A 22,033-nucleotide genomic window follows, 5' to 3' on the forward strand; every position below is an offset into this window, starting at 1 on the left:
TATAGAAAAGAGGGATAAACAATGCGTTTGAAAATGAAGGATTTTGTATTACTTGCTTTACTTACAGCGTTATACATCATTGTGTATTTTGTGGCAATGACGATAATTTCGCTCATGGGACCATTTGGACATGCGATTAGTCCAGGTGTTTGTGGACTATTATCTGGTGCAATCCTAATCTTTATCAGTCGTAAGATTGGCAAGATGTGGCAGTTTACACTGATGGAACTCATTATTATGGGTGTATTCGCACTGATGGGAGCTGGTTATCTACCTTGGTTTATTACATCCATGATAGGAGCTGTTTTAGCGGATGTTATCGCATCTACATCAAATAAGCCAAGTGTACTAAAGGTTGCGATTGCGTCAGGTCTTATCCATGTAGGAAATGCATTGGGTGGTATCATTCCTGCATGTTTCTTTGCGGAACAGTATATGAATGAATGGATTGCAAGAGGTCAAAAGCCAGAACAAATGTTGGAGATGATAAAAGCAACACAAGGTGTAATGGGACTTCTTGGAACAGTTATTACGTTCATTTTATCTGTCATTGGTGTATACATTGGCTATTCAATATTAAAGGGACACCTGAAGGAGAACTAAATGGAGATTGAAGAGAAAATTAAAGAAGATGTTAAGCGGTCGATAGAAACGAAGAAAAAGGATGCCATTAGTCCAAGCTTAGTCAATAAATGGTTGTTCTCCTTTGCTCCAGAGTTAAAAGGCAAGATGAGATTGTCGATTATGCTTGCATGTTTTGGTGAAAGTTTAAAGTTTACATCTTATTTCTTTGCGGCATATGTCGCAACCGCGGTGATTACAAATCATATAGATTTACAAAAGATTTACTTATATGGGGGATTAACACTGCTGGCTCTTGCGCTACAGTGCACACTAACATGTTTATCCAGTATGAAGAGTCATCGAATTTCGTTTGAGATTCTTAGAAGTATTCGTGAAAAATTAAGTGAGAAGTTAGAACGTGTTCCACTTGGGTATGTTACATCAACACCGATAGGATATTATAAAGCATTAATTGTTGATCGAGTTGGCTCTTTGGAGGATTGGATTGCACATGTTATGCCAGAGTTACCTTCTCGTTTGTTACACCCAATTCTAGCAACCATCCTATTATTTGTGGTAGATTATCGTTTAGGTCTAGCATGTTTTGTGAGTGTTCCATTTATTATTTTGGGATTTATCATCATGTATCATAACAGTGATGAGCGTATGTATACTTGGCTCAATTCCAATCAAGATTTAAATGCTAGAATCGTTGAATATGTAAATGGAATTCATGTCATTAAGACATTTGGACAGAGTAGACGTAGTTATCAAAAGTTTACAGATTCTGTTAATTACTACTTCTCCTCAACATTAGATTGGTGGAAACAAAGCTGGATTGCGATGGCTATATTATTTGCATTTGTAAATTCGCCAATTCTTGGGACATTGCCAGTTGGTTTATATTTGTACTCACAACAAATCATCAATATGTGGCAGTTAATGTTGGGTTTGATCCTACCATTATCGATTATTCCAAATGCATTCCAAATCATGATGAGTATGGAAATCTACTCCTCAATTGAAACGGGGTTCCGCATGATTCGTAAAGTGCTTACGATGCCTGAGCTTGTAAGACCTAATCAGGAAGTAACACTATCAGATCAATGTTATCGATTTGAAAATGTATCATTCTCATACGAAAAGGGCATTGAAGTATTACATGATATCAACTTTGAAGTAAAACCAAATTCTGTATTTGCGATTGTTGGAGAAAGTGGAAGTGGAAAGTCTACAATTGCCAAGTTAATGGCTGGATTCTTTGATGTAGATGATGGAATCATTTCCTTTGGTAATCAAGATGTCAAAAATATACCAACAGCACAACTGATGAAACATGTTGCCTATGTTGCACAAGATACCTTCTTGTTCGATACAAGCATTCGTGAGAATCTAAAGATCGCAAAAGCAGACGCAACAGATGAAGAGATTCTGAATGCTTTAAAAGCTGCTAATTGTTTAGAACTAATTGAAAGATTGCCAGAAGGCTTAAATTCAAATGCGGGTGATTGTGGTAAGTTCCTTTCGGGTGGTGAAAGACAACGCATTACGCTTGCAAGAGCGATGCTAGCGGATGCGCAGTGCATCATACTAGATGAAGCTACTGCATATGCGGATGTTGAAAATGAAGCGAAGATTCAAGAGGCATTAAGTCGCTTGATGAAAGATAAGACATTGATTGTTGTGGCTCATCGACTGAATACAATTGTTGGTGCAGACCAAATTATGGTATTAGACCACGGTACGATTAATAGCATTGGCACACACAAAGAGTTAATACAGAATTCTTCTGTATATCAGAAGTTATGGAAGAGCTATAGTGGCAAGGAGGTGGCCGAATGAACTACTTTCGTAGATTATTTGAATTAGTTGGAAAAGATAAAGTGAAATTTATCTTTGGCTTATTCTTTGCGTTCTTCAAGAATTTTAGTTTCATGTTCATCTTTGGTGCGTTGTATATTGCGTTCTTGAACATACATGCACTAACAGCTACGGTGATATGGAATTGCCTGATGATTATGGTTGGTGGAATCTTATTCCACTTTGTATTCCGTTACTTGGAGGATATTCTTGTTTCAGCGGAAGGTTATGTCATGTTTAGAAATTTTCGCTTGCAGGTGGGAGATGAATTAAAGAAAGCTCCGTTAGGATATTTCGATGACGCAAAACTAGGAAATATTCAAGGCGCTATGACGACATCAATAAACGCACTTGAAAACTTTACCATGATGTTAGTCACTGGCGTGATTGCTGGATTTGGAATTTCTATCTTATTAACCATTGCGATGTTTAAAATGAATGTATCATTAGGATTATTTATGATTCCGGTGTTAGTGATACTAGCATTTACCTTAGGCAAACTTTACAAAATCGCAATGAGAAATGTTCCGCTACAACATAAAGTTGAACAAGAGATGAATTTTGCGGTAATTGATATGATTCGTGGTATGTCAGTTTTAAGAACATACCCAATTAACGAAGATAATCCTGTTAAGAACATGATTCAAGAAAAGGCAAAAAACCTTTATGCAGAAAAAAAGAAAGTGGATATCCGTTGTGAAGTAGAGTTTTCATGGCGTGCTAAGATTTATAGTTTTATTGTGAATGCCGCAAGTGTTATCTTAATCATTCTTACAGTTCATCTATACATGCATGAACAGATTAACTTTGCGAATTGTATGACTATGTTGGTTGGATCTTACTTAATCTTCTTAGGCTTAGCTCCATTAAGTGATACAGCCTTCTTATATGCAAAGATTCCAGGTCAACAAAAGTACTTGGATGATGTATTCCAAATCCCTCAATTAGAGGAAGGTACGCAAACTACAATTAACGGACCTTTGGATATTCGCTTTGACCATGTCTGGTTTGGATATCGCAAAGATACACCTGTCATCAAAGACCTTAGTTTTGAAATCAAACAAAATGAAAAGGTCGCTATTGTAGGACCTAGTGGATGCGGTAAGACGACAATTGTCAATCTACTATCTCGTTTCTGGGATGTAGATAAAGGAGCGATATATCTAGCAGGGAAGGATATTCGTGAGTATACAGTAGAGACATTGTTTAAACAGATGTCTGTCGTATTCCAGGATGTATATTTATTCAACGATACGATTATGAATAATATACGCTTCGCAAAACCAGAAGCGAGCGATCAAGAAATCTATGACGTATGTAAAAAAGCACGTTGTGCAGAGTTTATATCAAAACTTCCACAGGGTTATGAAACTATCATTGGTGAAGGTGGTGCCAACCTCAGTGGTGGTGAAAAACAACGCATCAGTATCGCTCGTGCATTGTTAAAGGATGCACCTATCATCCTGCTAGATGAAGCTACGTCGAGTGTAGACCCAGAAAATGAGGCAGAAATTCTGGCTGCGATTGATGCACTATGTAAAGGAAAGACAGTGATTTCAATTGCACATCGTATTAGTACAGTAGAAAATGTGGATCATATACTCGTCATTGATGATGGTTCTCTACAAGAAGAAGGAAAACATGAGGACCTGATTCAAAATGGTGGAATCTATGCTAGCTTCATCAAATCTCGCAAAGACGCAAAAGGTTGGCGTATTGAGAATTAGATATATGCATGAATGGTAGATATCAAATCTACCATTTGTTAATTTATTAACTTAGTTCTTGCAAGGAGAAATACATGAGCGTATAATTCAGTTAGTTAACTAAAACTAACTAAAAAATGATAGTGTTCTATGATGCTTGCATGTTATCTGATTTGTTAACTAACATTGTTGGAATTCTAAATAAAACTGTGTGAATTTCACAAGCAAAAAATAATCTGATAATATCATTGGACGAATAAATCGCTTTCATTTACAATGAAAAACGTTAGGTAGACGGAGGAGAAGACAATGCTAAATAATGAAAAATGGCAAGGCTTCCAGGGAAGAAACTGGAAGGAAGAATGCAATGTTCGCGACTTCATCCAAGCAAACTACAAACCATATGATGGTGATGAGAGTTTCTTGGCTGACGCGACAGATGCGACTAACAAGCTTTGGGGAAAATTACAGGAATTGCAGAAGGCTGAACGTGCTAAGGGTGGCGTTCTAGACGAAGAGGCTGATGTAGTATCAGGCTTAACTGCGTATGGCCCAGGCTATATTGATGAATCCTTAAAGGATTTGGAAAAGGTTGTAGGTCTTCAGACTGATAAGCCTTTAAAGAGAGCGTTTATGCCTTATGGTGGTATCCGTATGGCAGAAGAAGCTTTATCTACTTATGGCTATACACCAAATCCAGAATTACATAAGATTTTTACAGAGTATCACAAGACACACAACCAAGCAGTATTTGATGCATATACACCAGAGATGAAGATTGCTAGAAGCAGTCACGTTATTACTGGTTTACCAGATACTTATGGACGTGGACGTATCGTTGGTGACTACCGTCGTGTAGCTTTATATGGTATTGACCAATTGATCGCATGGAAAGAAGAAGATAAGTTAAACTGTGGCGACGGTACAATGGTGGATGATATCATCCGTCAAAGAGAAGAACTATCTGAACAAATTCGTGCATTAGAAGGCATGAAGAAGATGGCAGCTGTATACGGATATGATATTTCCGGTCCAGCATCCAACGCTAAGGAAGCAGTTCAGTGGTTATACTTCGGTTACCTAGCAGCTATTAAGACACAGAATGGTGCTGCGATGTCTGTAGGACGTATCTCTACATTCTTAGATATCTATATCGAAAGAGACTTAGAGGCAGGTACATTAACAGAAAGCGAAGCACAGGAATTAATTGACCATATCGTTATGAAGTTCCGCATGGTTAAGTTTGCTCGTATTCCTGCATATAATGAATTATTCTCTGGTGACCCAGTATGGGCAACACTAGAAGTTGCAGGTATGGGTATGGATGGTCGCTCCATGGTTACAAAGAATGACTTCCGTTTCTTACATACATTAGAAAATATGGGTCCTTCACCAGAACCTAACTTAACAGTATTGTACTCATCCCGTTTGCCAGAAAACTTCCGTAAGTATGCGGCTAAGATTTCTGTCACAACAAGTTCTATTCAGTATGAAAATGACGATGTAATGCGCCCTGAATGGGGAGATGATTACAGCATCTGCTGCTGCGTATCTGCTACACAGACAGGTAAGGAAATGCAGTTCTTCGGTGCGCGTGCAAACCTTGCAAAGGCACTTCTATACGCTATCAATGGTGGTGTAGATGAAAAGAGCTTTAAGCAAGTTGGACCAGCATACCGTCCAATTACTTCTGAATACTTAGACTACGCTGAAGTAGAAGAGAGATATGTTCAGATGTTAGATTGGTTAGCAGGTTTATATGTAAATATCTTAAACCTCATCCAATACATGCATGACAAGTATTACTATGAAGCAGCTGAAATGGCTTTAATTGATACAGATGTTAGAAGAACATTCGCTACAGGTATTGCCGGATTCAGCCATGTTATTGACTCACTATCCGCAATCAAGTATGCAAAGGTTAAGACAGTTCGTGATGAAAATGGATTGGTTGTTGATTACGTAACTGAAGGAGACTTCCCTAAGTATGGTAATGATGATGACCGTGCAGATGAAATTGGTGTATGGTTATTAAAGACATTCATCACAATGATTAAGAAGCACCACACATACCGTAACTCAGAAGCTACAACTTCAATTTTGACAATTACATCAAACGTTGTTTACGGTAAGTACACAGGTAATATGCCAGATGGCCGTCGTGCTTGGACACCACTAGCTCCAGGTGCTAACCCATCTTATGGTGCAGAACAGAATGGATTACTTGCATCACTGAACTCACTAACAAAGCTTCCATATCACTGGGCATTAGATGGTATTTCTAATACACAGACAATGGATCCTAATGCATTAGGTCATAGTGATGTAGAAAGATCTAACAACCTTGTAAACGTATTAGATGGTTACTTTGACCAAGGTGCTCACCACCTCAACGTTAACGTCTTCGGTAAGGAGAAACTCGTTGATGCGATGGAACATCCAGAGAAGCCAGAATACGCTAACTTCACAATCCGTGTTTCCGGATATGCAGTTAAGTTTATCTCTCTAACAAGAGAACAACAGTTAGACGTTATCGCAAGAACATTCCACGATCATATGTAATCGTTCTTGTGTAAAACAAGACTATAGTTTGGTAAAATGACTCTGTTATCTACAGAGTCATTTTTAAAAGAATGATATAAAGGAGTGAGAATATGAAGGGACGCATACATTCATTTGAAACCTTCGGGGCAGTTGATGGACCTGGAGTACGATTTATTATATTTTTAAAAGGTTGTAATATGCGTTGTAAATATTGCCATAATCCAGATACTTGGGAAATGGCCGGAGGAGAACTTTATACCGCTGAGGAAGTATTACAAAAGGCACTACGTTATAAAAACTATTGGGTGAATGGTGGTGGAATCACCGTATCTGGAGGAGAGGCTCTCTTACAGATGGACTTCATGATTGAATTATTTGAGCTAGCCCATAAACACGGTATCCACTGTACCCTAGATACAGCAGGCAATCCATTTACATATGAAGAGCCATTCTTCTCTAAGTTTGAAAGGCTCATGAAAGTAACGGACTTAGTTCTCTTTGACTTAAAAGAGATTGATGATAAAGTACATCGTTATCTAACCGGTGTATCAAATGAAAATATCTTGACATGTGCAAAGTATCTTTCTGATCATCATATTCCGATGTGGATTCGACATGTTTTGGTTCCTGGAATTACTGCGAATGAAGAGGACTTACAGAAGTTAAGAGAATTTATCGACACACTTGATTCCGTTGAGAGAGTAGAAGTGTTACCATATCATGTATTAGGTATCTCGAAATACGAGAAGATGGGAATCAGTTATCCTCTAATGGATACGCCACAACCTACAAAAGAACAGATTGAAACTGCAGAAAGGATTTTGGGGGTGAAGAAATGAGTGATATTCTCGGCATTGAAAAGAAAAGAAACTTACGTGATCTAGGTGGATACAAAACCAAAAATGGTAAACATGTTAAGAAAGGGTATTTCTTTCGTAGCAGTCGCTTAATGGACTTTGATCAAGCAGAACTTGAAATCTTGAATTCTTTGCATATTAAGAAGATTTATGATTTACGTTCAAAGGAAGAAGCTGAACATGCACCAGATCCTGAGTTATTAGGTGCCGAATATATTCATTTATCAGCCGCAATACATGCGGATGGAACAGAAGTAAACTTCTCACCAGCTGCACTTATCGCAGAAAATGTATATTCTAAAGAAAATAACGATGAATTCACACATAAGGTATATGGTAACTTACCATTCTGTTATGCATACAAGAAAATGTTTGAGGATATCGTAGTAGGTAATGTACCAATCTTATTCCATTGTTCTGCTGGAAAAGATCGTACAGGAATAGCAGCTATCTTAATTCTTTTAGCACTTGGTGTTGATGAAGAAACAGCGATATATGACTACATGTTAACAAATGAATATCGCAAGGAATATATCGATCGTTTTAAGAAGGATTTTCCTCTTACAAAAATAGATGGAGAGCTTGCGGGTATGTTGTTGGCGTATGAGGGAGTAACATATACCAATGCGGCTTATTCACTAAAACGTATCAAAGAGAAGTACGCTAGCTATGATGAGTACTTTGAAACAGAATTTAATCTTGATAAGAATGTATTACAAAAACTAAGAGATTTATATACAGAATAAACGACAGAAATATCTGTCGTTTTGTATTATTCTCTGAAAGGTATATGATTACATGTGGAGAAATACAATGGAGATATCAAATAAACAAAAGGCGTTTATCGCAAAGATTTTAAAAAATGTAATACCAATCATTATATTGATTTTCTTTTTGAATTTCTTTTATCAAGAGACAAGAAAGTATGACTTTGTAGGAGTGTGGTTTCCGGACTATGAAGATGACGTTACAATTCAGTTTAATCCTGATTATTCAGGTGTTTATTATGATGATCTGACGAAAGTTGCTTTTCGTTGGAAGAATCATGGTAATCAACTTGAGATGACAATGAATGATGAAAAGAAGATCTATTATTACACGATAGAGGGTAAAGAGATACATCTAAAATCGGATGATGAGTCATTTATTCTCTATAAATATGGCAACTAATTAGCAATCATACTATATCTATGCTAATAATAAAAAGCCTTTAAATAAAGGCTTTTTATGTATATATACTATAAAAAGAAAAAATTTTTATAATTTTTTAGCACTAATGTATTGACAGTGCTAAAAATATGAGTATATTAATATGTGTAAGGTGAAAGACCTTAGGAGGTATATGATATGAAATATATGACAACAAGAAAGAATGATTTATTCAATGATATGTTTGATGATGTATTTAAAGCACCAGTATTTACAGGAAATAATATTTTAAAGACAGACGTTCGTGAGAAGGATGGAAAGTACATCTTAGAAGTAGAAGTTCCTGGTTATAAGAAGGATGAAGTATCCATTAGCTTATTCAATGGTAATCTAACAATCAGTGCTGCTCGTACATCTTCTAATGAAGAAACTGATGATAAGGGTAGAATCTTACGTCAGGAAAGATTCAGTGGTAGTACATCACGTACATTCTATGTAGGTGATGCAATCAAGGATACAGATATCCACGCATCTTTCGACAATGGTATCTTAAAGATTGAATTACCAACAGAACAGAAGAAAGAAGAAGAAACTAAGAAATTTATCGAAATTCTATAACTGGAAGAAATTCCAGTTTTTCTTTTGTGCATAAAGAAAAGCCATTATGTAGAATGGCTTTTTAACTATCTATAGGATTTTCTCTTTGCAAAGAGGTAACCATTAGTGATCATACCAACCAACAACAAACCGAAGTAGAGATAGATGTTTGTACTATCACTTGTCTTTGGTGTAGTAGTGTTCTGCTTTGGTGGAGTAACATTCTTTGGTTGCTCTGTATTTGTAACGGTAAATCCTGTTGTTTGATTACCAGTGATTGTAGTGTCATAACCATTTACGGCATCTTCAGTAATTGTATACTGAATTTCTGTACCACTTTGATCGTACTTACGTAGGTTAGTGAAACTACCTGTCCAGTTATTACTATCATCTAATGTTAGTGTAGAACCAGTATCTGTACCGTTTGCGAATAAATGAATTGTGACTGGACCAGCCTTAGGGCCTACCCATGTCTTAGTGACTGAGATATCTGTTTTGATTGGCTTATCGGTGATTGTTTGTAATGCACCACCTGCAGCTGTAACCTCAAGTGTGTACTCTGTATCGTTTAATTCATATCCGTTAGGTGCTGTCTTTTCCTTAACTTTGTATGTACCTTGTACCAAAGCTTCAGAAGTAACAGTTCCATCGGCACCTGTTGTTAAATCAAATGTTGTGCCATCTGGTTTTGTAACTGTAAATACAGCATTTGCTAGAGTGATAGTGTTATCGTCTTCATCAACCTTTGTTAACTTGATCTTATTTGCAAGATCACCTGAACCAGAACCACCAGAGGAAGCTCTTGTGAAGCGTGCATCAAATGTATAAGTTTGATCTAGAGATGTTAATGTAAGCTTGTTGTTGAGGTTTGTTCCTTCTGTGTATGTAGATTGATAAGTAAGACGATACTGTTCACCATTCACATTTCCTACATTAATAGTAAATGTTTGATCGTTATCAGACATTGTTAATTTGCCAGTTAAGTCTACTGGTGTAGATGTTCCGGCAATATCATTACCATACTGATCCATTTGAACTGTAGATAGTCGGATTGTATCCTTTAGGATTCTTTCAGTTGAACCAACGATTGTATCATGAATTGTAGCGTTTGGTAGTGTTGCCTTTTTGTGATTGATACGAATTTCCCAGTTCGCAAGATGAGGATTTTCTGTGTCGTACCAAGCAAACTTATTTAATGATTCATCAGTTAAAACTTGTGGGCCAGCTACGTTAACTGAACCAGATGATGAAGTCATATTAGACTTTCCGGCGTTTACAGAAACAGTGAATGAAGTAGATTGGTTAACAGGAACTCTTGTTAGATCAAATCTAGCAGAGAGTTGAATGTTACCATTTACGTTATAGCGATTTTCTACCCAATTCGTAAATACAACTTTTGCGGTTGCGCCATTTGTACCTGCGGTGATATGTGCTTTCGCAATTACGGCGCCTGTTCCATCAGCATCATAGATATCAAAGTCGATAGGACTAGAATCAGCCGAGAACATAACTGTATCTGGAAGGTCGATTGTAAAGTAGTCGCCTTCTTTTAATGTTGCGCCTGTTGTATTGGCAGCCCAGTCTAAATCAAAGTAGAAGTTATCAGTATAGTAGATATCTCCAACATTTGTTCTAGAGAGATTCATAAATCTAAAGTTTGTGATTGTCGCATCCACTTGTTTTGGTCCATCCTCAGCGATAACGTTTGTCTTAGACCAACCAATGAGTGCTGTGAGTGTCATGAATAATGACAACAGGACAGCTAGATAATTCCTTTTTTTCATATATAAAACTTCCTTTCATTTATGTTTTGATATCATGGCGTACTTGCAATTATTTACTGAAAGGATTGATATAACATGCGAATCAATCGTGATTGCTACAGTGTGTAAATTTGCCATGCACGAATGAATTATATACCGAAATAAATTTGGATAATATTAAAGTATTCATTAAGATTTTTTTAAGTAAAATTAATAGTGCTGCATTCATCAACTTATCAATAAAATATATAAAAACAGCCTAATGTAGGCTGTTATTGGAAGCTTATATCGCCAGCATTTGTTTTGATGAGAATTTCACCTTTTCCATCACCAACAATATATTTTTTATGACGGAGCTTTTGGTATGGTAAATCATCGTCAAAGTCAATATCCCCGAAGTTTGTGGAGAGACATGCACGGTAGTCTTTTGTTTTTGTTGTCATATCGATATCGCCTGCAGTAGATGTGACTTGGATGTTTTGAATTTCTCCACGAACATTTAAATCAATATCACCAGCAGTTGTCTTAACTTCGATGATAGGGGAGGATACTTCCATATCGATATCACCAGCAGCTGCGGAAAGTTGAATGACATTTGCAGCGTGTTTTTGAATATCAATATCACCAGCAGCGATATTGGCATAAAGATTACCTGTTGTATTTGTTAAGTCTAGATCACCAGCGGATAGCTTCATGCTAATTTCATCGAAGTTGGAATCAGAGACATCTAAGTCACCTGCCAACATCGTAAAGTCGGCACGTTTCATTTCAACACGGCTAATAGAAACATCTCCAGATTTGTTGTGACAGTTGAATTCATCAAGTTTGATATCGTTGATATCTACATCCCCAGCAGGTGCTTCCATTGTGATTGTTGAAACATTAGATGGGATTTTTACAGTCAAGTCACCACTGCCAGACACAAAAATCGTAGCAGTTGTATCATTTATTTCACAATGAATTCCATCAGTTGTAGGATTTCTAAAGATGCTTTGTGATTGTGTAAATTCATAGCAGAGTTCATTTCCTTTTTCTAGAGTTATATCTAAGGATGACAGTAATGTCTCGCTATGAATCACTAAGTGAGCGATAGAATCTGGAAGTGTTTCAGTCTGAGGATCTGAATAGTACTGCGCTGTATTCTTCTTACGGTCCATATTAGCTGTAAAGTTTTTTGCATGACCAAGTGCTTCATCTGCGATACGTGTAAACGCATGGAAGGCTGTAGATAATCCTTCTTTTAAGTTTTCGTAATCTTTGTTTTTCTGTTCTTTATGAACAGTTTCTTTTTCTCCACCCATCATGTGGATATTCTCGATTACATCATCGATTGTACCGAGATCATTCATGATTTCTTCTTCGCTTCTGCCTTCGTTAATTCCTTCTTGAAAGTGTGCTTCAAAGGCATCGAGAATATCTTTTTTAAAACTTGGTGAGTAGTTTGCGAGTGCTTGATTTAAAGCTGCTAAATATTCATTTTTTGTCATATCAGTTTTTCCACCTTTTGAATGAATGTAATCCATTCTTCTTTCTGTTGTTGTTGGTAAAGTTTTCCTTCTTCTGTTAAATGATAGTATTTTCTGGCTGGGCCACCGGACGACTCGATAAGATAGGTCTCAAGATAACCATTATCTTTTAGTCTTTTTAAAATTAAATATAATGTACCGGCAGTAACGGACATTTCTTGGGAAATATCTTCAGTTAGTTCGTATCCGTACTTATCATCTTTTACTAACCTCGAAAGAACGCATAATTCTAAAACACCTTTTTTAAATTGTGCATCCATTGTTTTTCCTCCTTGCAAGTAGAATATAACACATACTATTATGTAATACAATATAGTATGTAAAAAAATATACTCCACTTGGAGTATATTAGAGTAAATGTATTTTGTGGGCTTCGCATTCATCGACCATATCTTGTGGCCAGATAGAAGCCTGAACTTCACCTACATGTGCTTTATTCAGCAGTAACATACATAATCTAGATTGGCCAATACCGCCACCGATTGTATATGGAAGTTCACAGTTTTGAATCATTTGGTGATATGGATACTGTAGACGTTCTTCCGCATTGCGAATACGGCACTGTTCTACGATGGAGTTTTCATCAACACGGATACCCATACTGGAGATTTCTAATGCACGTTCTAGGGATGGTAACCAGAAAAATAGGTCACCATTTAAATTCCAGTCATCATAGTCAGGTGCACGTCCGTCATGTGGTTGTCCACTACGTTTTAACGAATGACCAATACGTTTAATAAAGACACATTTCTTTTCTTTTGTGATTGCGTCTTCACGTTCCTTTGGAGAAAGATCAGGATACATATCTTCTAACTCTTGGGAATCGATAAAGAATACATCATTAGCTAGATGACACACAGCGTGTGGATATTTGTACCAGATCTCATGTTCCATGTGTTTGATTACTTTGAAGATTGTACGTACCGTTTCCTCTAACATTTCTTCTGTACGTTCTTCTTTCGTGATGACTTTTTCCCAGTCCCATTGATCAACGTAAACAGAGTGTAGGTTGTCGAGTTCTTCATCACGACGAATCGCATTCATATTTGTATAGAGACCATCATGAACTTCGAAGTTATACTTCTTCAGTGCGAAACGCTTCCACTTGGCAAGAGATTGTACAACTTCAATTGTTTCATTTGGCATCTCTGCGATATCAAAAGATACAGGGCGCTCTACACCATTCAGGTTATCATTCAAACCTGTACTTTTTGGTACGAATAAAGGGGCTGAAATTCTAGATAAGTGCATCTCTTTTCCAAATTCTTTTTGGAAAGTATCACGAATATATTTGATAGCTTCTTGTGTTTGTCGTACATCAAGAATAGGATCATAGTCTTTTGGTAGTACTAATTGCATAACATCACCTCATAGTGCGTTTTATTTTAACATAGAATGAATGACTTAAGATAGAGAGAAATCAAGCAATATCATAGGTATTCTACACATAAATTCCATGCATACATGACAGATATGTGTATATTCCTTGAAAAAACCAATTATCTTTCATACAATATAAAACGGTTAAGGAGTATTATGATGACACGTTATGATATAGCAATTATCGGTACTGGCCCAGCAGGACTTGAGGCAGCCATTACCGCAAAGGTACGTAATAAAAACATTATCTTATTTGGTACAAAGGATTTAACACAGAAGTTACAGGTTGTAAAACACCCAATTCTAAACTATCTAGGATTACCATCTAAGACAGGTGTAGAGATGGCTAATGTATTCCAACAACAGTTGGATGAACTTGGAATCTCTATTACAGAAGAGAAGGTTTCGAATGTATATGCGATGGGTGATTACTTCGCATTACAGTTAAATAATAGTGAGGTTGTTGAGGCAACTTCCGTCATCCTAGCAATCGGTGTTGTGGCTGGTAAGCCATATACTGGAGAGGAAAACTTCTTAGGTCGTGGCGTTAGCTATTGTGCAACTTGCGATGCACCTTTATATAAAGGAAAGGTAGTTGCGGTTGTGGCAGGAAGTAAGGAAGAGGAAGCTGAAGCTGACTTCCTTGGTGAAGTATGTGAAAAGGTATATTACTTCCCACAATATAAGGATGAACCACAGCTAAATAGTAAGAACATTGAAATTCATCATGAAAAGCCTGTTGAAATTTCGGGTATGATGAAGGCAAATACACTGAAGACAGATCAAAGTGAATATACAGTAGACTGTGTATTTATCTTACGACCAACGCAATTCCCAGGCTCTCTAGTACCAGGTCTTGAAATTGCAGGTAATGCGGTTAAGGTTGATCTACAGATGAAGACAAATCTAGCAGGTCTATTTGCGGCAGGTGATATCACAGGACAGCCATACCAATATATCAAAGCGGCTGGACAGGGAAATGTCGCAGCATTATCTGCGGTAGCGTATGTTGATGAACTAAAGAGAAAGAAGCAGTAGGTGATTATTATGATAGGACAGAAAATCGATACATTAAAATTAGAGAATCAATTATGTTTCCCACTCTACGCGGCTGCTAGAAAGATTACAGCAGCGTATACTCCTCTCTTAAAACCACTTGAGATGACGTATACACAATATATTGTATTCTTGGTGTTATGGGAGAAGGATGATATTTCTGTAGGTGAGTTGTGTGAACGATTATATCTAGATAGTGGAACAATCACTCCATTACTCAAGAAGATGGAAGATAAGAATTGGTTAACAAGAACACGTTCTAAATTAGATGAGCGTGTGGTAATGATCAAGTTAACAAAAGAAGGCAAGAACATGAAGAAACAATGTGCAGATATTCCTGCAAAAGTTCGCTCTTGTGTATGTCTCAACCAGGATGAATCACAGGACTTATATAAAGCACTTTATAAGATTCTTGAAGAGAAAAAATAGCTATGTCAATTGGCATAGCTTTTTTGTGCGTGCATGTAATGCAAGTTATTTCTGATTGTGTTTCTCTTTGATTTCTTTCTGATACTCTTTTGAAACTTGCATAGTATAGCGATACCAAGATTCAAAATAATCAGAAAGACAAGCATCCTGTAACAGTGCTTTTGTGCGTAGAATATTTTGTTCCTCACGGCCTGTGTCTAGAATTGGAAGTTGGTTCTCTAGTTTGTATTGAATGATACTTTCTACAGCGTGCATACGCTGCTCAAATAATTGGACAAGCTGCGTATCAATGTCGTTAATTTCTAAGCGTTTTTCATCTAATAGTGTCATACTTTTACCTCATAAGTTTATCTTAGCAGATATGAAAAAAGGGCTCAACGCCCTTTACTTTAGAAATCTTTTGAGTGGTAATCGTATATGCAAAATCACTGCCATGATTGCACCAAAGCTAGCTTGAATAATCTGGAATGGTAGCTTGAGCATTGCGGTTTGTGGATTTGCATAGATGAATGCACGTCCTATTGTATATCCAACAACCATGATGATTGCACCTACAGTTACCGCAAGAATAAAGTCCTTTAAAGTAGGATTCTCCTTCTTAGATATTAATAGTGAAATTACAACTGCCTGTAGACCATGAGTAACAAGTGATACAAACATTGGTGTTGGATAGAAGAACAAGTCACCAAGGAATGAACCAAGACCACCAACGAGGAAAGCCTCAACAGGATTTAACATGAGAGCGGCAGTCACAATAACTAAGTCATTAAAGTATAGATGTCCACCTGGTACCGGGATACTGAATGAAGATAAAACTATCGTCATCGCTAGTAACATTGCGATTAAAGTAAATCTTTTTACTGAAATATTCATAAAACCTCCAAATATGCGTATATTTTAAATAGATTCTGGTTATCTGTATATACCCAGAAATGTTATAATTTATATGACCAGATTGGAATGATATATGAACAATAAAACCAAAGCATACATGGATCTCTACCTAAAGATTCGTAATGATATTATTCATGGAATATATCAAACAGGGGATAAGCTGCCTTCAAAACGTATTCTAGCAGATAAGGAAAATGTCAGTGTGATTACTGTTGCACATGCATATGAACTATTAACTTCAGAAGGATATATTACATCTCGCATGAGAAGTGGATACTTCGTAAGTTATCTTGAAAAAGATTTTTTTAGTGCTAAAGAAGATAGCAATATCGAGATTTTACCAGAGATGCAGATTACCAATGAAAAGTTATTTTCTTCCAATGTATTTGCGATGGCTGCACGCAAAGTATTAAGTATGCGACAAGATGTATTACTGACAAAGTCACCATGGAATGGTTTGTTGTATCTTCGTAAAACAATCGCGTCATACTTAGCACGTGTTCGTGGAATCTATGTGGATCCAGAACAGATAATTATTGGTTCTGGTTCAGAATACTTTTATGGAATTCTAGTGAGTATGATTGGGCGTGATAAAGTATATGCGATTGAAAATCCATCATACGAAAAAATTTCACTCATGTATGAAGCAGAGAATGTAAAACTCATACGTATGAAGCTTGGCAAGAATGGTATCCTAAATTCAGAACTACAAAAGAATCATGCGGATGTATTACATGTGACGCCATATCATAGTTATCCTTCAGGTAGTACAACAGATATCAACAAAAGAAAACAATATATCCACTGGGCAAAGGAAAATCATGCATGGATAGTAGAAGATGATTATGATTCTGAATATACCTTAGGGATGAATGGTAGAGAAACACTATATGCTTTAGATGATGAACAAGTAATCTATCTAAATACTTTTTCCAATACCATCGCACCATCTGTTCGTATAGGATATATGATATTACCAAAGAAGAACCTAAAGGAGTTTCAAGACAGAATCTCTTTTCGCTCCAATACGGTTTCAACATTAATGCAGTATATCGTTGCAGAGTTAATACAGAATGGAAGTTTTGAAAGACATATCAATCGCGTACGAAAGAAGATGCGTAAATAACATGCTTGCATAGAAAAAAGGAACTAGTGTTCCTTTTTGTATTCCTGTAATGATGTGATTAAGAATGGCATTGCTTGTTCAAAGTTAACACCATAGATATTATGATTTTCTTCTTCCAATGTTTTGTGGATAGATTCCTTAACATAGTCACAGGCAAGTGTCATTGCTTGTAGTAGGGATAAACCTTGTAAAAGACCCCCGCTGAAGGTACTTGCCCAAATATCACCTGTACCGTGGAAGTGTTGTGGTTCTTCCTTATTGAAGTATGTTGTATATGTATCTGTATCCTTTTCATATGCATACGCACCGATACGGCCTAGTTCAAATGTTACACCTGTGATAATTGCGGTATGACAACCAAGGTCTGTTAATTGACGTAATACATGTTTGATATAGTCTTCATCATAGTTTTCCTGATATGGAATATCTAATAAGAAGGAAGCTTCTGTGAGGTTTGGTACAATGATGTCTGCGATGGCACACAAATCACGCATCTTCTTAGTAAATGGAATGTCGAAACCTGTGTATAGTTTTCCATTATCTGCCATGCATGGATCTACAATTCGTAGGGCATGGGTTCCAAACTCTTCAAATATCTTTTTTGCAAGATCAATTTGTTCGAAGGAACCAAGATATCCTGTGTAGATTCCATCGAATGTAAAACCTTCTTTTTGCCAGTGAGCGAGTATTGGATTTACTTCACTGGTTAAATCATGGAAGGTGAAACCTTGAAACATGGTATGTGTTGAAAGTACAGCAGTTGGAATTACAGCAGTTTCAATACCCATCGCAGATAGTACTGGTAAAGCAACTGTTAATGAGCATTTTCCTACACAGGATATATCTTGCATTGTCACAATTTTCTTCATGAGAAATCTCCTAGTCTATAACTTTCATTATAGAAGATACTAGAAAAGAGAAAATTACCAGATGAATAGAAAATCATATAACCAGATATACCATTTAACTCTTCATGCGTGCATGTGTTTTGCGATATTGGTTTGGTGTCATATTATATTCTTTTAAGAATAGGCGATTGAAGTAACTAGGTTGTCCAAAGCCACAAGCGTAAGCAATCTCTGTGATTTGTTCGGAAGTTGTGATTAACTTTTCAGCACTCATCTGTAGACGATAACTATTTAAGAAGTCGATTGGGGATTTACCGGTATACTTATGAAACAAACGAATACAGGTACTCTTACTAACTTGTCCAGCATCCGCAATATCTTCTAAACCTATCTTTGAACCATAGTGTTCATGGATATAACTAGTCATATTTCGTTGGATTTGTATATTTGTGTCATAAGTAGAAGGTATCGTTTGACGGCCGTACTCATATGCCATATATAAACAACGAAGGATGCGATAAATTAAGGCATACTCTTCCATTTCATAGCCTACCGGTTTTTCACGCTGTAGAATTTCAAGTTCTTTCATAAGTGTATAAACATCTAGACCAATACCTTTATCCATGTGGAATTGAATATGTGCGAAGGCATCTTTTTCTAATAGTGGACAAATATATTTCTCATAGATATGTTGGTCTTTAATGTAATAATCTGGATTGAAGATAATTGTGCGTTTTCTACATTTAAGATTTGTTTTCTTTTCATTGCAGATGTGATGCATTTTGTTGCGGTTGATAATACAGATATCACCCTGACCGATTAGGAATTGGGATCCATCCACAGTACAGTAGAATTTACCTTCTACAACTTCAATCAACTCAAATGAATTATGCCAGTGTGATAGCTCATCTTGAGATTGTACATTATATTCCTCATCTTCAATGATGAGTGGAAGTTCAAAGTTCATCATATGCATTCTCCTTATATTGATAATATTATACTATTTTATGACTAAATAATACTATTATACATATATAAATGATTATATACTATCAATGTCAGCTGATACAGCTGTAGAAAATATTGAAAAGGAGATTATAAATTATGAACAACAAATTAAATGTATTATTATCCGACTTAGTCGTTTTCTATCACAAGTTACAAAATAAGCACTGGTATGTAAGTGGACAGTCATTCTTCCAGATTCACCCAGAACTCGAGAATTTATATAATGCTGTATTACCACAGGTAGATACAGTTGGTGAATTAATTCTAATGAATGGTGGAAAGCCAGTTTCAACACTTAAGGAATTCCTTGCGAATGCAAAGCTATCAGAAGGTACAGATGCATACGTAACAAGTGTGAAGACTTTATATACTGAATTATTACCTGACTATCAGTACTTATTAAAGAGTGTTACAGAAATCAAGGAAGCTGCAGATGCTGAGAATAACTACCTTGTATCTGCGAAGATGGATGAATTTATCGCATCTTATGCTAAGACAATCTGGATGTTAAACCAGGCATTACTATAATCAATAAGTAATATGTTATCCCTGCTAGAATCCCCCTACAACTAGCAGGGATTTCTTTTTGACAAAGGAATGAATCAGAACTATAATTTCTGACGGAAATGGGGTTTTCCAAGATTATAAATCTAAACCGCGATAAGTGCTGATAACTCCTGTAACTTCTTTTTGTTACGGGTATCAGCATTTTTATATAAGGAGATAGAGTGATGTTATTTAGTTTTGCGATGATTATTTTAGTTGGCGTAGTTTTTGCGATGATTATGCGTAAGTTAGGTTTACCAAATTTGTTGGGCTATCTACTAGCCGGAATCATATTAGGACCATTTGTGTTCAATGTGATTGATACGACAACCTTTCAGATTTCATCTGACATTCGACAGATTGCGCTAATGATTATCTTGATGCGTGCAGGGTTGAACTTAAAGATATCGGATTTGAAGAAGGTTGGACCATCTGCTTTACTAATGTGTTTTGTGCCAGCTAGTTTTGAGATTTTGGGACTGATGATTTTAGCACCAATCTTTTTACATTTAGATCTGTTGAATGCCGCAATACTTGGAACTGTATTAGCTGCGGTATCGCCAGCTGTTGTTGTGCCACTTATGCTAAAGTTGATGGATGAAGGGTATGGCACAAGAGAAGGAATTCCGCAACTTATTATGGCTGGTGCTTCGATGGATGATGTGTATGTGATTGTGTTATTTACCTCATTACTAACACTTGCTAAGAGTGGAGAATTTAATGCATTATCCTTATTACGTATTCCAACATCAATCTTATTTGGAATTATATCTGGTATTGTATTGGGCTATGTGCTTTGTAAGTTATATCGATTGTTGAAGTTATCTACAGGGATTGAACTTGCAAGCATGTTTGCGATTGGAATGGTACTCATTACAATCGAAAGGATGATGACAGGTGTTGTGGGATTCTCTGGGTTACTTGCAATTATGGCAATGACGGCAGCGATACGACATATCAAGCCAGAGATGGCGGATAAATATTCTGCTGTACTTGCAAAGTTATGGCAGCCAGCTGAAATCTTCTTATTTGCCTTAGTAGGTGCGAGCGTAAGAATTGATTATGCATTGTCCTTTGGTCCAGTTGTTTTGGTGGTAATTATTTTAGCACTACTATTTCGTATGCTTGGTGTATATCTAAGTGTAATGAAAACAAAGTTCAGTCTGAAAGAGAAGATATTTACGATGATTGCCTATCTTCCAAAGGCTACGGTACAAGCTGCAATTGGAGGACTTGCGTTAGAGGCAGGGCTCGCTAGTGGGGAGTTAATTCTGACGGCTGCAGTTACCGCAATCCTGGTGACAGCCCCACTTGGCGCAATCTTTATTTCAATTACTTACCGTAACTTTTTACAAAAAGCATAGAGTAGTGGAGGAGTTTTACAACAATTCTTGTTTTATTCTGTTTTTCGTCTTTACTTCTAGTTCCTATTTGTTATGATAGTAACGTGTTTTATAGTTTGGTAACGGATGTCTTTAGGACAGGAAGGATGGAGCTATGGCTTTAGGTGTTGTGACTCTCCGAACAATAGAATATATTGTCGATGCTTCGACAAATACATTTCTGATGGCGGTTTTCTGCGCCCAAAAATGTGGAAAGAATACTTTTTGAATACAGTCTGTGGAGGAGTCTCCACAGATTTTTTGTTTTAACAGAAAACGGAGGAAGAAAAGATGAAAAAAGTAGCGATTTTAATGGGTAGTGACAGTGACTTCGGTGTGATGTCAAAGGCAGTTTCAGTGCTAAAGGAATTCGAAATTCCAGTAGAAGTACATGTATATTCTGCGCATCGTACACCAGAAAAGGTTGCGGAGTTTGCCTCAAATGCAAAGGATAATGGCTTTGGTGTCATTATTGCAGGTGCTGGAATGGCAGCTGCCTTAGCAGGTGTAGTGGCAGGACATACAACGCTACCAGTTATCGGAGTTCCTCTGAAGTCCAATGCATTAGAAGGTGTAGATGCACTATTATCTACAGTTATGATGCCTAGTGGTATCCCAGTTGCGACAGTTGCGATTGATGGTTCCAAGAATGCAGCGTATCTAGCAGCACAAATCTTGGCTATCGGTGATGAAGAACTTGCAAAGAAAGTATTAGAGAATCGTCAGAAACAAAGCGCAGCAGTATTAGTGAAAGACCAAGAACTTCAAGAAAAAGTACAGGCATTATAAATATAGGAG

Annotated in this window: 22 protein-coding genes and 1 riboswitch; of the genes, 14 read left to right on the forward strand and 8 right to left on the reverse strand. The window is 36.8% G+C overall.

Translation table 11 applies throughout. The features are described 5' to 3' along the window. Positions 1-21 precede the first annotated feature (21 nt). The 8 genes from RYK16_RS00235 to RYK16_RS00270 all read left to right on the forward strand — a co-directional run bounded on the left by RYK16_RS00235 (position 22) and on the right by RYK16_RS00270 (position 9,298). Entirely contained in the window at positions 22-603 is a 582-nt protein-coding gene (locus RYK16_RS00235; protein WP_314850085.1) for an MptD family putative ECF transporter S component, read from the forward strand. Further along, entirely contained in the window at positions 604-2,406 is a 1,803-nt protein-coding gene (locus tag RYK16_RS00240; protein WP_314850086.1) for an ABC transporter ATP-binding protein, read from the forward strand. It begins immediately after the preceding gene. Continuing rightward, the gene (locus RYK16_RS00245; protein ID WP_314850087.1) at positions 2,403-4,151 is read left to right on the forward strand and encodes an ABC transporter ATP-binding protein; all 1,749 of its coding nucleotides are present in this window, start codon (positions 2,403-2,405) and stop codon (positions 4,149-4,151) included. Before RYK16_RS00240 ends, RYK16_RS00245 begins: the two co-directional genes overlap by 4 nt. A 288-nt stretch (positions 4,152-4,439) precedes the next feature. Next, positions 4,440-6,692, forward strand: a complete 2,253-nt coding sequence (gene pflB / locus RYK16_RS00250; RefSeq protein ID WP_314850088.1) for a formate C-acetyltransferase — start codon at positions 4,440-4,442, stop codon at positions 6,690-6,692. A 92-nt stretch (positions 6,693-6,784) separates the two neighbouring features. After that, a complete protein-coding gene (gene pflA, locus RYK16_RS00255; protein ID WP_314850089.1) occupies positions 6,785-7,513 on the forward strand; it encodes a pyruvate formate-lyase-activating protein in 729 nt (242 codons plus the stop codon). Then, the gene (locus tag RYK16_RS00260) at positions 7,510-8,277 is read left to right on the forward strand and encodes a tyrosine-protein phosphatase (protein WP_314850090.1); all 768 of its coding nucleotides are present in this window, start codon (positions 7,510-7,512) and stop codon (positions 8,275-8,277) included. Before pflA ends, RYK16_RS00260 begins: the two co-directional genes overlap by 4 nt. Positions 8,278-8,344: 67 nt before the next feature. Next, positions 8,345-8,701 (forward strand): hypothetical protein, encoded by a 357-nt coding sequence (locus tag RYK16_RS00265; RefSeq protein ID WP_314850091.1) that lies wholly within the window; start codon positions 8,345-8,347, stop codon positions 8,699-8,701. Positions 8,702-8,878: 177 nt separating this feature from the next. Beyond that, on the forward strand, positions 8,879-9,298 hold the full coding sequence (locus RYK16_RS00270; RefSeq protein WP_314850092.1) for an Hsp20/alpha crystallin family protein: 420 nt from the start codon (positions 8,879-8,881) through the stop codon (positions 9,296-9,298). Between the two features lie 65 nt (positions 9,299-9,363). On the opposite strand, the gene RYK16_RS00275 is transcribed toward RYK16_RS00270, so the two are convergent. The 4 genes from RYK16_RS00275 to asnA all read right to left on the reverse strand — a co-directional run bounded on the left by RYK16_RS00275 (position 9,364) and on the right by asnA (position 13,925). Continuing rightward, positions 9,364-11,061 carry an Ig-like domain-containing protein gene (locus RYK16_RS00275; RefSeq protein ID WP_314850093.1) on the reverse strand — a complete coding sequence of 566 codons (1,698 nt, stop codon included), beginning with the start codon at positions 11,059-11,061 and terminating at the stop codon, positions 9,364-9,366. A gap of 251 nt (positions 11,062-11,312) precedes the next feature. Next, entirely contained in the window at positions 11,313-12,527 is a 1,215-nt protein-coding gene (locus RYK16_RS00280; RefSeq protein ID WP_314850094.1) for a DUF4097 family beta strand repeat-containing protein, read from the reverse strand. Then, positions 12,524-12,826, reverse strand: coding sequence for a PadR family transcriptional regulator (locus RYK16_RS00285; RefSeq protein WP_314850095.1), 303 nt, complete (start codon positions 12,824-12,826; stop codon positions 12,524-12,526). The genes RYK16_RS00280 and RYK16_RS00285 overlap by 4 nt, the downstream gene beginning before the upstream one ends. An 88-nt stretch (positions 12,827-12,914) precedes the next feature. After that, positions 12,915-13,925: an aspartate--ammonia ligase gene (gene asnA / locus RYK16_RS00290; RefSeq protein ID WP_314850096.1), complete on the reverse strand. Its 1,011-nt coding sequence runs from the start codon at positions 13,923-13,925 to the stop codon at positions 12,915-12,917. 180 nt (positions 13,926-14,105) lie between these two features. Between asnA and RYK16_RS00295 the strand changes: the two genes are divergently transcribed. Then, positions 14,106-14,984 (forward strand): NAD(P)/FAD-dependent oxidoreductase, encoded by an 879-nt coding sequence (locus tag RYK16_RS00295; RefSeq protein WP_314850097.1) that lies wholly within the window; start codon positions 14,106-14,108, stop codon positions 14,982-14,984. A gap of 9 nt (positions 14,985-14,993) precedes the next feature. Next, positions 14,994-15,431: a MarR family winged helix-turn-helix transcriptional regulator gene (locus RYK16_RS00300; protein WP_294209113.1), complete on the forward strand. Its 438-nt coding sequence runs from the start codon at positions 14,994-14,996 to the stop codon at positions 15,429-15,431. Positions 15,432-15,476: 45 nt separating this feature from the next. On the opposite strand, the gene RYK16_RS00305 is transcribed toward RYK16_RS00300, so the two are convergent. Both RYK16_RS00305 and RYK16_RS00310 read right to left on the reverse strand, forming a co-directional pair. After that, positions 15,477-15,761 carry a chorismate mutase gene (locus tag RYK16_RS00305; RefSeq protein ID WP_294020363.1) on the reverse strand — a complete coding sequence of 95 codons (285 nt, stop codon included), beginning with the start codon at positions 15,759-15,761 and terminating at the stop codon, positions 15,477-15,479. Positions 15,762-15,815: 54 nt separating this feature from the next. Then, positions 15,816-16,304 carry an ECF transporter S component gene (locus tag RYK16_RS00310; RefSeq protein WP_314850098.1) on the reverse strand — a complete coding sequence of 163 codons (489 nt, stop codon included), beginning with the start codon at positions 16,302-16,304 and terminating at the stop codon, positions 15,816-15,818. Between the two features lie 94 nt (positions 16,305-16,398). Here RYK16_RS00310 and RYK16_RS00315 point away from each other — a divergent pair, with 94 nt between their 5' ends. Then, positions 16,399-17,451: a PLP-dependent aminotransferase family protein gene (locus RYK16_RS00315; RefSeq protein WP_314850099.1), complete on the forward strand. Its 1,053-nt coding sequence runs from the start codon at positions 16,399-16,401 to the stop codon at positions 17,449-17,451. 23 nt (positions 17,452-17,474) lie between these two features. Here the strand turns inward: RYK16_RS00315 and RYK16_RS00320 are convergent, their stop codons facing one another. Together RYK16_RS00320 and RYK16_RS00325 are read right to left on the reverse strand one after the other, a co-directional pair. Further along, on the reverse strand, positions 17,475-18,320 hold the full coding sequence (locus RYK16_RS00320; protein ID WP_314850100.1) for a pyridoxamine kinase: 846 nt from the start codon (positions 18,318-18,320) through the stop codon (positions 17,475-17,477). Between the two features lie 94 nt (positions 18,321-18,414). Beyond that, positions 18,415-19,269 (reverse strand): AraC family transcriptional regulator, encoded by an 855-nt coding sequence (locus RYK16_RS00325; RefSeq protein WP_314850101.1) that lies wholly within the window; start codon positions 19,267-19,269, stop codon positions 18,415-18,417. A 134-nt stretch (positions 19,270-19,403) separates the two neighbouring features. Here RYK16_RS00325 and RYK16_RS00330 point away from each other — a divergent pair, with 134 nt between their 5' ends. The 3 genes from RYK16_RS00330 to purE all read left to right on the forward strand — a co-directional run bounded on the left by RYK16_RS00330 (position 19,404) and on the right by purE (position 22,024). Then, the gene (locus tag RYK16_RS00330; protein WP_314850102.1) at positions 19,404-19,835 is read left to right on the forward strand and encodes a DNA starvation/stationary phase protection protein; all 432 of its coding nucleotides are present in this window, start codon (positions 19,404-19,406) and stop codon (positions 19,833-19,835) included. Between the two features lie 85 nt (positions 19,836-19,920). Beyond that, positions 19,921-19,994: riboswitch (Fluoride riboswitch) on the forward strand. Between the two features lie 44 nt (positions 19,995-20,038). Continuing rightward, positions 20,039-21,217, forward strand: a complete 1,179-nt coding sequence (locus RYK16_RS00335) for a cation:proton antiporter (RefSeq protein WP_314850103.1) — start codon at positions 20,039-20,041, stop codon at positions 21,215-21,217. A gap of 309 nt (positions 21,218-21,526) precedes the next feature. Next, the gene (gene purE / locus RYK16_RS00340; protein ID WP_314850104.1) at positions 21,527-22,024 is read left to right on the forward strand and encodes a 5-(carboxyamino)imidazole ribonucleotide mutase; all 498 of its coding nucleotides are present in this window, start codon (positions 21,527-21,529) and stop codon (positions 22,022-22,024) included. The last annotated feature ends 9 nt before the right edge of the window (positions 22,025-22,033 follow it).

The sequence above is a fragment of the uncultured Solobacterium sp. genome (genome assembly GCF_963550625.1).
GTDB lineage: Bacteria > Bacillota_I > Bacilli_A > Erysipelotrichales > Erysipelotrichaceae > Bulleidia.